We start from the raw sequence: 11785 nt of genomic DNA on the forward strand, positions 1-11785 counted from the left end.
CCTGGCCAACGAGATCGTGAATTCTTCGTCGTGGACAGGGGGACACCCGTGCTGTGGAGCGGAACCCGGAGGGGGCTTGGGCGAATACCTGAAATCGACCGTGCCCTGTTCTATCCTGTGGCGTGCCGGCTGCCCAGTCGGCCTGCGTTCTGTCTGCCTCACCGACCCGGTCGCGCGCATGCCGACGACCCAGACCACCAAGATCAACCAGCTGCTGGACCCGGAGCACGTCCGCATCGGGCTGGCTGAGCCCTCGAAGCCCGCAGTGATCGATGCGCTCGTCGACGTGCTCGCCGGCCACGGGGCCATCAGTCGCCTCGACGATGTGCGGGCGGCGATTTTTGCGCGGGAGGAAAAGATGTCGACCGGGGTGGGGAAGGGGCTCGGCCTCCCTCACGCCAAGACCCCGGCGGCCTCCGATACGGTCGCGGCCTTCGCGACCACCGACGCGCCGGTCGACTTCGGGGCGGTCGACGACGTGCCCGTGCAGATTCTCCTCCTGCTCGTGGGGCCGGAGGAGCACAAGTCGCAGCACGTCAAAATCCTGGGCCGCATCTCGCGGCTCGTAAGCCGGCAGCCGCTGCGGGAGCGCCTCCTGGACGCCGAGACGCCGGAGACGGTGATCAAAACCCTCCGCGAGGGGGAGGCCGCGCTTCGGAGCTGAGGCCGGAGGCGGTACGCAGGAGGGGGCGGGGACCCACTTCTCTGATCTTCTTGAGCGATTCCTGTTGCCAGTGAGCACTTCGTTCCAAAACATCAAGGGCACCTTCGACATCCTGCCGGACGCCTACACCGACGACGGGGGGACGCGGGTGGCCGCCAGTGCCGAGTGGCGCCACGTGGAGGCCACGGTCCGCGACGTGATGCGCCGCCACAACTTCGAAGAGATTCGGACGCCTGTGCTGGAGCCCACCGAGCTCGTGGCGCGTGGGGTGGGCGAGTCGACCGACATCGTGCAGAAGGAGATGTTCGCCTTCGAGCGGAGCGACACACAGTACGTCCTGCGGCCCGAAATTACGGCGCCGGTCGTGCGCTCCTTCCTCCAGCACCACCTCGACCAGCGCGGCGGGGTGCAGAAGTTGTTCTACATCGGCCCGTGCTTCCGCGCCGAGCAGCCGCAGAAGGGGCGCTACCGGCAGTTTCACCAGTTCGGCATCGAGGTCCTGGGGGCGGATCAGCCCCGGGCCGATGCCGAGACCATTGCCGTGCTGATGGCCGTGTGCGAGGCGCTCGGCCTGTCCGACCTGCGCCTCCGCCTCAACACGCTCGGGACGCCGGAGCGTCGCGAAGAGTACGTCGCCGCCCTGCAGGACTACCTGGCGCCCCACGCCGACGAGCTGTCGGAGACGAGCCGCCGTCGCCTGGAGCAAAACCCGCTGCGCATCCTCGATACGAAGGTGGAGCACGAGCAGGCGCTCCTGCGTGACGCGCCCACGCTCATCGACTTCGTCAGCGACGACAGTCGCGCCCACTACAATGAGGTGAAGGGGCTGCTCGGCGATCTGGGTGTCGAGTACGACGAAGACCCGCACCTCGTGCGGGGGCTCGACTACTACACCGAGACGACCTTCGAGCTCGAACACCCGGGCCTCGGGGCGCAGAGCGCACTCGCGGGCGGCGGGCGCTACGACCGGCTCGCGGAGGTGCTGGGCAGCGACGCGCCGGTGCCCGCGGTCGGCTTCGCGGCGGGGATGGAGCGCCTCTTCCTTGCGCTCGACGCGGCGGAGGCGGACCGGCCCGGGGCGGCCGCGCCCGATGTCTTCATCGCGGCCCTCGGCGACGAGGCGGAGGCGTGGTGCTTCCGCACGGCCCAGGAACTGCGCGCGGCGGGGCTGCACGTGGCCCACGACCTCATGGGCCGCTCGCTCAAGGCGCAGATGAAGGAGGCCAACCGACAGGACGCCCCGTACACGATGATCATCGGGGGCAACGAGCTGGAGGCCGAGGCCGCGACCGTCAAAGAGATGGAGAGTGGGGCGCAGAAGGACGTCCCGTTTGACGACCTGGCCGCGTACCTCACCGGTCCCGCCGAATCCGCTTAGCAGGGATCCGCACTGGGGAATGGTTGCTGACTGTCGACAATTGTCTCTCGTCTCAATGCCGAAGAAGGTGTGGGTGCTTTTTCTCTTGTGCGCGGGACTGGTGCTAGGGTGTCGGGCCCGTGAGCAGGCCATGAATGGGGAGGGGACACCCGTGCGGGCCATGACCTACAACATCGAGGACGTGCGCACCGCCGACCTGCGCCGGGCCGACCATCCGCGCCTCCGGCGGGCGGCGGCGCGCATCCAGCACCTCGCGCCCGATGTGCTGCTCGTTAACGAGATGACCTACGACCAGCCGGGCGACCCTGGCTACCGGGCCGGCGATCCGGAGGGCCGCAACGCCCATCGGTTCGCGCATCATTACCTCTCCACCCCGCAGGCCGACTCCCTCGACGGCCTCTCGTACCGGACGGTGATGCTGCCCGTCAACACCGGGCTGCACAGCGGGCTCGATCTCAACAACGACGGGCAGGTCGTCCCGGCCGTCCCGGAGATCCCCGGCGCGCCCGAGGACGGCAGCGTGCCCCCACAGACCGACGCGGGGCGCACCTACGGCAACGACGCGTGGGGCTTCGGCACCTTTCCGGGGCAGTACGGCATGGCGCTCCTCGTCCGTGACGATTTGACGGTGCTCCGCGACTCGATCCGCACGTTTCGGCTCCTGCCGTGGCACGAGAAGCCGAACGCGTCGGTGCCCCTCGACACCACGTCGTTTGAGCCCTGGTATAGCCCCAACGAGTGGTCGGAGATGCGCCTCTCGTCCAAGAGCCACTGGGACGTGCCGGTGCGACTGCCCAACGGAGAGGTCCTGCACGTGCTGGTGAGCCACCCCACGCCGCCCGGATTCGACGGGAGGGCCCGACGCAACAACCACCGCAACCACGACGAGGTGCAGTTCTGGAGCGACTACCTGAACCAGGCCCCGTACGTGGAGGACGACTCCGGCCGGACCGGCGGGCTTCACGCCAACGCCCGCTTCCTCGTCATGGGCGACCTGAACGCCGACCCGGACGACGCGTCGATCTTTCGGAACGCCATCCGGCACCTGATCGGCCACGAGCGCGTCGACGGGGACGCGGTGCCCGAGGCTTCGCCGGCGCGGCAGGCGGATTACCCGGACCTTGACCCCGACGACACCTCGCGCTGGCAGGCCCGCATCGACTACGTGCTGCCCTCGTCCAATCTATCGGTTCAGGACGCGGGGGTCTGGCGCCCCCGTCCGGCGTCGGTCCCCGACGTCCCCGTGAGCGACCATTTTCCGGTCTGGATGGACGTGCGCGTCGGCCCGTAGCACGAATGCTCAGCGTTACGCCCTCTTTCAACACCCCCTTCTCGTTATGGAGTGGAGACAGGACACCGTCCGCCTCGCCCCAAAGTCCCGCGGCTTTCACCTCGTGACCGATGAGGTGCTGGGCCAGGGGCCCCGAATCGACGACCTTCGAGTGGGGCTCCTCCATCTCTTCATCCAACACACCTCCGCCTCGCTTACAATTAACGAAAACGCGGCCCCCGCGGTGCGCGGCGACATGGAGCGCCACTTCAACGAGATGGTGCCTGAGAACCAGCCCCACTACCAGCACACTGTGGAGGGCCCCGACGACATGCCCGCCCACATCAAGGCCTCGATGCTGGACACGAGCCTCTCGGTTCCAATTCAGGACGGGCAGCCGGCCTTCGGCACGTGGCAGGGCATCTACCTGAACGAGCACCGAGACCACGGTGGCGCCCGCTCGGTGGTGGTGACCATTCGCGGCGAGACGACGTAGCCGCGCGCTCGGCGTCGACCCCGACCCGCAATCCGCTTGCAAAATCCCATCGCTCCATGCGAGTTCTCGTCACGGGGGCGGCAGGCTTTATTGGCTCACACCTGGCTGAGGCGCTGGCCGACGCGGGACACGACGTGACGGGCCTCGATGCCCTGACCGGATACTACGACCGGTCCCTGAAGCGAGAGAACGTTGGCCGGCTGGCGGCCCGGGGCATCGAGACGGCACGACTCGACCTCGCGGCGGACCCGCTCGGCCCCGTCCTGAGTGAGGTCGAGGCGGTGTACCATCTGGCTGCCCAGCCCGGCTTGTCCCCCGATACCGACCGTCGCGCCTTCGTCCGCAACAACGTCCGCGCGACCGAGCGGCTCCTGGACGCCCTGGCGGGACACCCCCATCTCCAGGCGTTTCTCTTTGCCTCGTCCTCGTCCGTGTACGGGCGGGAGGCGACCGGGGCCGAAGACGTGGAGCTCTCCCCTGCGTCCGTCTACGGCCGTACGAAACGCCGGGCGGAGGCGGCCGTGCGGGCCCGCGCCGCGTCCGAGCGGTGGGACAGCTGCATTCTCCGGCTTTTTTCCGTGTATGGCCCCCGCGAGCGGCCCGACAAGCTGATTCCGAAAGCCCTTCGCTGTGCCCGGAGGGGACAGGCCTTTCCACTGTTTGAGGGAAGTGAGCACCATCGGCGGAGCTTCACGTACGTCGGGGACGCCGTAGAGGGACTGGTGGCCGCACTCGCCCGCTTTCCGCGCTGTGCAGGGCAGGCCATCAACATCGGGGCTCCGTCCTCCACCTCTACACTCCGCGTGCTGGAACGGGTGGCGGAGGTGGTGGGCCGGCCGCTCTGCATCGAGCGCAGACCGCCCCGGCCGGGGGACCAGCAGAACACCCGCGCCCAGATCGAGACAGCCCGGCGGCTTCTTGATTTTGCCCCGGCCACGCCGCTCCGGGACGGCATTGCCCGGGAGGCGAACTGGTTGGAGCGAACCCGAACCGGCCAAGCAGCGCCGTAGGCCGCGTTAGGCCGCCGGGGGGGTGCGTGCAGCGAGCGACTGAGTGAGGGTCCTGGCGTCCGAATAGAGATCGTGGGTGTGCGTGTAGGCAAAGTCTGCGCTTCGGCCCAGGCGGTGGAGGTTGTCGAAGCGGTCCAGGTACTGCTTGAGCCGCCCTGCTTTCTCCGCGGCCCCGACCTCCAGGATTGGGTAGGCAAAGGGCACCTCGTGGTGCGTAGACGCCACCACCTCGTCGCGCGCAACAAGTCCGTGGTCGGCCAGGAGAGATACTGCTTCGGCCCGCAAGGCGTCGTCCGGCTGTTGCCAGGCAGTGGTGTCCGGATGGCACGGGCGCTCGAGGACGACGACGGTCTGGCCGTCGGGGGCCATGTCGGGGCTGCGGTTCTTCGGCTCGTAGAGGCGGGTGAACGGGACCGACCGTTCGGGAAAGTACAGCGAGGCATTCGGGGTGAGGCGCGATCGGTCCAGCCCCAGCACCACGAGGCGAAGGTGACGAAAGCGCATCGACCCGGCCACGGCCTGAACCTCAGTGGGGGGCGGGGGATCGAGGAGGCGCAGCACGAGGGGAAGTGGCAGGGTGCTCACGACCGTCTCCGGGTCGACGGAGTGGGTGTCGTTGATCGTGACGCGTTGGATGCGCGCCCCGTCGTGGGCGATGCCCGTGACACGGGCGCCGGTGCGGATGCGCTCCCGGCCGATGGCGTCGGCGGTGGCCTCGGCGATCTGGCCGTAGCCGTGCTTGGGGTAGTAGAAGGAGCCGTCGAGGTGGCGTGCCTTCGTCTTCGAACCGCCGAAGGCCTCCAGGAGGAAGGTCTTCAGGTCGAGGCCCTCCAGGCGATCCCCGGCCACGCGGGGCGAAAGCGTGTCGGCGTCGGCGCCCCATAGCTTCTCAGTGTAGTTCAGGAGGAAGAGGTTGGCGAGCGTAGGCCCGTAGCTCTGCAGGGCCATCTCTTCGAAGTGCTCGGCGTTCTCGGAGACGCGAGGAATGGAGAGTTGCTCCCACGCAATCTGCACGAGGAGGGACAGCGGAAGCTCCCGCACCAGGTTGTAGGGGGCCAGCGGAAAGTCGATGCGCCGCCCGCGCCAGCAGATTTGGCTGGGGGCATCGATGCGGCGGAGGTCGGCGCCCAGAAGCGCCTTCACGTCGGCGGTCACCGCGTCGTTCTTGTCGTGGAAGCGGTGCGCGCCGGTGTCGTAGCGGAACGGGCCCATCTGGAGCGTCCGCGCGTTGCCGCCCACGGCGTCCGCGGCCTCGAAGAGGCGCACGTCGAGCCCCTGCTTCCGGGCGTAGAACCCGGTCGCGAGCCCGGCGGGGCCTGCCCCCAGTACGGTCAGAGGGGACTCCTGCGGGTCAGTGGTCGTAGACATAAACGGTTACCTTGGGCCACATGCGATTGACGTGCGGGTTGTGGTAGAACGTGCGGGTGCGGGCCGGGGCCCGGTCGAGCAGCGATGCGTAGGTGCCCACCACCAGGGTGCGTCCCGTCTCCGCTTCCCGCAGGCGGCGCACGTCGGACGAGTCCTCAATTGAGAGAAACCGGGCCCCTACCTGCTGGGTTCGGAGGTACGTGTTGACGAGCGGAACGGACGCGACGCGCGTCGGCCCGGAATCCGTCCGGGCCGTGGTCTCGACAAACGCCTTGGCCTGGGCGATGGCCGACGGGCTGCGGTGCTGGGCCACGAGCACGAGCGTGACCGCGGCGTAGGCCCCAGCGGCCGCCAGGATTGCCCCGCGGATGGGCCACGCACGGGCCCGCCACAGGGCCGCCGCGCCCGCCGCCAGCACCGGGAGCAGCAGTGCCAAGAGGGGGAGCACGTGCCGGCTCTTGTGCACCACGTTCTGGAAGAAGAACATCCAGAGGGCGTAGGGGGCCGCGCCGGCCACGATTATCCAGGCACGGGAGCCGGAGAGGGCCCCGCTCCGCCACAGCCGCCACGTGCCGGCCCCACCGGCCGCCACCCCTCCCGCCCCCACGAAAGCCGTGCTCCAGTGACGCCCCGGCCACCAGCCGCCGAGGCCGTCGGCCCACAGCCCCTGCGCGGTGCCGGCGAGGCGGCGCCCGAGGTCCGACTCCGTCTGCACCGTGCCGCCAAAGTCCGTAAAGTGGCCGGTGGTCTGGCCCCACGCCACGTCGATCAGGGTCCACAGGCCCGTGTCCAGCACCATCGGCACGAGCCACACCCCCACGCCGGCCGCCCCCGCCGCGATGAGGCGGACGGGTCGGGCGGAGCGCCCCAGCACGAGGAGCGCCGGGATCACCACGAGGGGCAGGTACGAGAGCCGAAGCCCGGCCAGCAGTCCGGCCAGGGCCATGCCCCCGAGCGCGGCCCGTCGTTGTGATGGCCCCTCGTCGTCCCAGGCCCGAACCAGAACCGCCAGCGTCGCCACGGCCCACGCCGTCCCCAGGAGGTCGGGCATGTAGCGGTTGGCCATCAGCCACAGGAGCGGGTTCAGGGCGACGGCGCCGGCCAGCGCGGCCCCGTCGACCGAGCGCAGCGGGCGGCCCCACAGGCGCAGGAGCGCCCAGACGAGGCCGACGGTGGCGAGCCCGCCGACCAGCGAAAAGCTGGTGCTAAACGAGCCGGTGGGGAGGTAGAAGAGCTCCGCCGCGGCCCAGAAGAGAGGGTATCCCGGGAAGTGCGGCTGCAGCGCCGCGATGTCGTACGTGTCCGCCACGCTGAGGGCGAAGCGCAAGCTGTCCGGGTCCTCAATGTACGTAATCGTGGTGGCGAGGCGGCTGGCGATGCAGACCACGGCCAGCGCGCCCCATGCCACGCCGGGCGCCCGCCCGATCCGCCGAAGCATCCGGCGCCAGGGCGACGCATCGGCAGCGGTCACCGGCGAGGCTGTGTCGCGCGTGCTCACGAGGTCGAACGGGCACGTTGGGGAAACAGACACCGACGCCCCTCCCCCGCCGGGGCGGAAGAGGGGCGTTAGTCGTTATCTCATCAGTGTACTCGCCATGCGGTTCTCTCGTCGGTCTACCACGCGCTCACGTTCGCGTCCTCGAAGCTGTATGCGCCCTGGATCTCTTCCTTCACCTTGTCGAGATCACCCGAGTAGGTTGATGAATCCACTCCTTCACCGTACGGCGGATCGTTCCCGAGTTGATCGTGGATGGTCCGAAGCTGATCGTCGTCCAGCGTGCTGTTATCATTGAACTGGAGGGCCCAGGCAAACGCCTTGGCCTCGCCCCAACTGTCCTCAAAGCCGCCGGGGCTGTCGAGTTTCTCTTTTGTGACCTCACCACTGACGTTCTCCAGGGCTGATTGCATTCCATTCACGTAGTGAATCACATTCACTGCCACTGTAGCCTCCCAGGCGTTGAGGGCCGTTCGGGCGTGGTCGGAGGGATCATTCCCGTTTGCGATGTCCTCTCGGCCCTGGCGGAACGCCTCAAAGGCCCGCCGAGCAAAGTCGTTGGGGTTGCCGGTGCCCTCGGCCGCTGCCGCCCGCTCTGCGGTGTAGCCGGCCCAGATGTAGACGGCCTCGCTGGTGAGGTCGATGCCGCCGTCCCCGTCCACGTCCTGGAACGAGCCGACGAGTCCCTCCCCGCTGCTGTAGTCGAGGAACGCCGCGAAGTCGCGGGGTGCCCCGAAGTGGCCGAAGGCTTCGTTCCACTTGTCGGCCGGGTCCGACGCGACACTGCCGTCGTCGGCGAAGTCGTTCAGGATCTCCGCGCCTTCGTAGTAGCTGAGGGCGCCGGCCACCCCTTTCTCACTCAACTGGCTGAAGTCAACGCCGTTGGACGAAGTTTCTTGCGCCTGACTGAGGTAATAGCTGATCAACTGATCCGCGTTTCGGAGCTGGCCCTGCTGATCGGTGTCCGCAGCCACCAGCTGGTCGCTTCGCAGGAGGTTTTCTGTGGAAATGGCGGCCGAGAGGTCCACCCCACCTCCAATATCGCTGTACGTCGTCTGGTCGAAGGTCAGGCTCGATCCCGAGATGCGCCGGATCGAGCGGTCGCTGGACGGACCGGTGTAAATCTCCTGCAGTATGCTGGCGGACGGATTGTTTTCCAGCCGAATTCCGAGGCCCGCGGATTGTAGGTTGATGGCGACCTCGTCGGCGTAGCTGCTTGCGCTGGCGGGATACGTGCCCTGAATGGCGATGTCCTCATTGCCGGAATCTCCGCCGTTGTCGTCCATATTGCTCCCGGTGCTATCGCAGCCCGTGAGCACCAGCCCCACGGCAAGGAGGGGAAGCAGGAATGCGGTCGTGTAGCGAAAAAGGGAACGTTGCATAGGAGTTGATGCGTTCATGAAAGTGTATCTGTGTGAAAAAAGCGCTCCGCCTCCCACGATTCGGGGGGCGGAGCGTTTTTCTGTGTGGGGTTAGAAGTCGTACTGAATCGAGAGATTGACCTGGCGGCGGGCACCGGGGATGATGCCCGTACTCAGGTTGGCACTCGGCTGGCTAGGGTTGGAGTGCAGCCGCGAGCCGATGTACACGTTGTCCGTCACGTTCTTGGCGGTAAGCTGGATGCTGAGGGCGTCGGAGTACGCGTAGGTCGCCCCGGCGTCGATCACCGTATGGGCCGGCACAGGCCCCCGCTCGCCCCGGTTGTTGGTGGCCTCCAGGTTTTCGAGGTCCGTGTAAAAGCGGCCGGTGTAGCTGAGGTCGGTCGACAGGGTGAGCCCGATGTCCGAGAAGGCTTTCGACAGGCCCACCGTGGCGGTGTGACGCGGGGCTGCCGGCAGCTCGTTGCCGGTGATGTCCTCCGGCAGGCCGTCGATCGCGCTTGAAATGACGCCCTGCACGACCGACGATTGCAGGTAGGTATACGAGACGTCCAGCGTGGGGAGGGGAGCGGCAAAGACCCCGCCTTTCACCCGGGTTCGGGCCTCCAGGCCGTAGCTCTCCACCACCCCTAGGTTTTGCTGGAAGCTCGTGCGGCCGCCCACCAGGTCCTCCACGTAGAGGTAGAAGCCAGTGACCTCGAACTGGCCGGCGTCAGAGCGGCCCCGCACGCCGAGCTCGGTATTCCAGCTCTTCTCGGCCTTCAGGTCGAATCCGCCGTCGCCCGCGCCGGTGGCGCTGGGCGGATCGAAGCCCACGATGGCGAAGGTGGCACTGGAGGGCGGCGTGTAGCCGCGGTGGACGCCGCCGAAGAGGCGGAAGTTGCTTTCGCTCAGCGACGGGCCCAGGTCGGCGGTGCCCATGTTCCAGTTAAAGCCGAGCCGGGGCAGGGGGACGACGCTCGTCTGGTCGCGGTACTGGCTGCCGTTGAGGCGGTTGATCTGGGATTGCTTGAAGGCCTCCAGCCGAAACCCTGGTGAGAGGCGAAGCGGGCCCCACTGTACATCCTCCAGCGCGTAGAGGGAGAGCGCACGTGTCTCGTAGACCGAGCTGCCGCCGATGATCGTGACGGGGTCGGAATCGGACACGTCGCCCCGAAAGAACACCCCCTCTCGCACCCCCACCTCGTCGCTGATCTTGCGGTTGTCCTTGAAGCGTTCCCAGTGCAGGCGACCGCCCACCTCCAGGTCCGCCTCCTGCCCGAGCAGGCTGTGCTGAATGCCCATCGAATGTTCGACGCCGGTAACGTAAAAGGTGCGCACGTTGCCGAAGTACGGCTTGTCATCCAGCGTGATGTTTGCCTGGTTTCTCACGTCGCTGATGCCGACCCGCATGAGCGGCCCCGGTTTGTTCGGAGCGACCGGCTCGGCGTCCCTGTCTGGGGCCTGGTAGGCCTCTGCATCCACGAACACATCCTTCTCTCGCCACCACGGGCGGTGGAAGACGTTGGCGTAAAGCCGCGTGGTGCCCTGCACGGCGTCGCTGTAACGGCGGTTGTAGATCGTTCCCAGCGACGCCCGGTAGATCTGGTAGAGATCGTCGTCCTTGGGGTTGAAATCCGGGTCGGTGCGGAAGGAGTACGGCGTGAGGCCGGTATATGTGGCGTTCAGCCGCTCGTAGTTGGCATTGGTCTTGACGTACAGCGATCGATTGGCGCCGAGATCGGCCTGCAGCTTAGCAGTGCCATTGACCTGGCGGAAGTCGTTGTGCTGGCGAAAGCCGTTTCCCCGCTTGAAGAGCAGCTGGACCTGTGGGCGCACGTCGTCGGTCCCAAAGCCGCCGACCTCCCCGAAGGCGCTGACGTAGCCGTTCGTGCCGGGGGTGAGTTCAAAGGTGCCCCCCGGCGAGCGGCGCTGTGGGCGGCTGGTGACGTAGTTGATCACGCCGGCCATTGTCTGCGGGCCGTGCCGGATCGTGGAGCTGCCCTTGATGACCTCGATCTCCTCGATGCGCTCGATGGGCGGGTTGTAGTAGAGCGGCGAGAAGACGTACGGGGCGGGCTGGATGGGCATTCCGTCTTCCATGACGAGAACACGCTGGGTCCGGCGGGGCTGCAGGCCCCGGATGCCCACCGACATGCGGGTTTGCGACATGCCGTCGTCGGCCAGGCCATAGACGCCGGGCACGTGCTTGAGGGCGGCCTGGGTGCCGATGGGGTCCATCTGGTCCAGGGCGGCGGCGTCTACCTTCGTGGCCGCCCCCGGAAGGGCCGTCCGGATGCCGCGCGTGGCGCCGGTAATCTCGAGTCCTGACAGCTCTACGGTGGCGCTTGCCAGTTCTATGGTCAGGCGCGCCGCCTGGCCGGCCCGGACCTGGACCGTACGCGTGGTCGTGACGTAGCCCACGTGGCGGACTTGCAGGGTCGTGCGCCCGGGCGGCAGGTTGGTGAGCACAAAGCGACCGTCCGCGTCGGTGACGGTGCCTTGGGGCCGGTTGCTCCCATCAATCCCCACCGTTGCGTCGGCAAGCGCCCCTCCTGTTTCTGCGGTAACGACGCGGCCTTCTACACGACCCGTCGGTCCCTCCTGGCCCGCCGCCGGCCCATTATTTAGACCAAATACAAAAAAGAAGAGAGCGAGAACGTATATGACGCGCATGCTGCGAGGTCCGGTTCTGTGTCCGTGCAAGAGGCGCCCACCGCCGAGACTAGAAGCGGGCCGGGTTCGT

General features: G+C 67.6%; 9 protein-coding genes. 5 read left to right on the forward strand and 4 right to left on the reverse strand.

Going from position 1 to position 11785, the window contains the following annotated elements; all coding sequences use genetic code 11:
* The first annotated feature begins 178 nt into the window (after window positions 1-178).
* From OJA40_RS12470 to OJA40_RS12490, 5 genes are all read left to right on the forward strand, one after another.
* Entirely contained in the window at window positions 179-664 is a 486-nt protein-coding gene (locus OJA40_RS12470) for a PTS sugar transporter subunit IIA (RefSeq protein ID WP_208425857.1), read from the forward strand.
* A 70-nt stretch (window positions 665-734) separates the two neighbouring features.
* On the forward strand, window positions 735-2042 hold the full coding sequence (gene hisS / locus OJA40_RS12475; RefSeq protein WP_263810810.1) for a histidine--tRNA ligase: 1308 nt from the start codon (window positions 735-737) through the stop codon (window positions 2040-2042).
* Between the two features lie 160 nt (window positions 2043-2202).
* Window positions 2203-3333 carry an endonuclease/exonuclease/phosphatase family protein gene (locus OJA40_RS12480; protein WP_263810812.1) on the forward strand — a complete coding sequence of 377 codons (1131 nt, stop codon included), beginning with the start codon at window positions 2203-2205 and terminating at the stop codon, window positions 3331-3333.
* A 46-nt stretch (window positions 3334-3379) separates the two neighbouring features.
* Window positions 3380-3808, forward strand: coding sequence for a secondary thiamine-phosphate synthase enzyme YjbQ (locus OJA40_RS12485; protein WP_208425855.1), 429 nt, complete (start codon window positions 3380-3382; stop codon window positions 3806-3808).
* 56 nt (window positions 3809-3864) lie between these two features.
* Window positions 3865-4818, forward strand: a complete 954-nt coding sequence (locus tag OJA40_RS12490; protein ID WP_208425854.1) for an NAD-dependent epimerase/dehydratase family protein — start codon at window positions 3865-3867, stop codon at window positions 4816-4818.
* Between the two features lie 6 nt (window positions 4819-4824).
* On the opposite strand, the gene OJA40_RS12495 is transcribed toward OJA40_RS12490, so the two are convergent.
* The 4 genes from OJA40_RS12495 to OJA40_RS12510 form a co-directional block, all read right to left on the reverse strand.
* Entirely contained in the window at window positions 4825-6186 is a 1362-nt protein-coding gene (locus OJA40_RS12495) for a protoporphyrinogen/coproporphyrinogen oxidase (protein WP_208425853.1), read from the reverse strand.
* A complete protein-coding gene (locus tag OJA40_RS12500) occupies window positions 6170-7684 on the reverse strand; it encodes a hypothetical protein (RefSeq protein WP_263810814.1) in 1515 nt (504 codons plus the stop codon). The genes OJA40_RS12495 and OJA40_RS12500 overlap by 17 nt, the downstream gene beginning before the upstream one ends.
* A gap of 116 nt (window positions 7685-7800) precedes the next feature.
* Complete coding sequence (locus OJA40_RS12505) at window positions 7801-9063, reverse strand: hypothetical protein (RefSeq protein ID WP_208427438.1); 1263 nt, start codon at window positions 9061-9063, stop codon at window positions 7801-7803.
* Window positions 9064-9153: 90 nt separating this feature from the next.
* The gene (locus OJA40_RS12510) at window positions 9154-11715 is read right to left on the reverse strand and encodes a TonB-dependent receptor (RefSeq protein WP_208427439.1); all 2562 of its coding nucleotides are present in this window, start codon (window positions 11713-11715) and stop codon (window positions 9154-9156) included.
* Between the last annotated feature and the right edge of the window lie 70 nt (window positions 11716-11785).

It is taken from the genome of Salinibacter pepae (genome assembly GCF_947077775.1).
GTDB lineage: Bacteria > Bacteroidota > Rhodothermia > Rhodothermales > Salinibacteraceae > Salinibacter > Salinibacter pepae.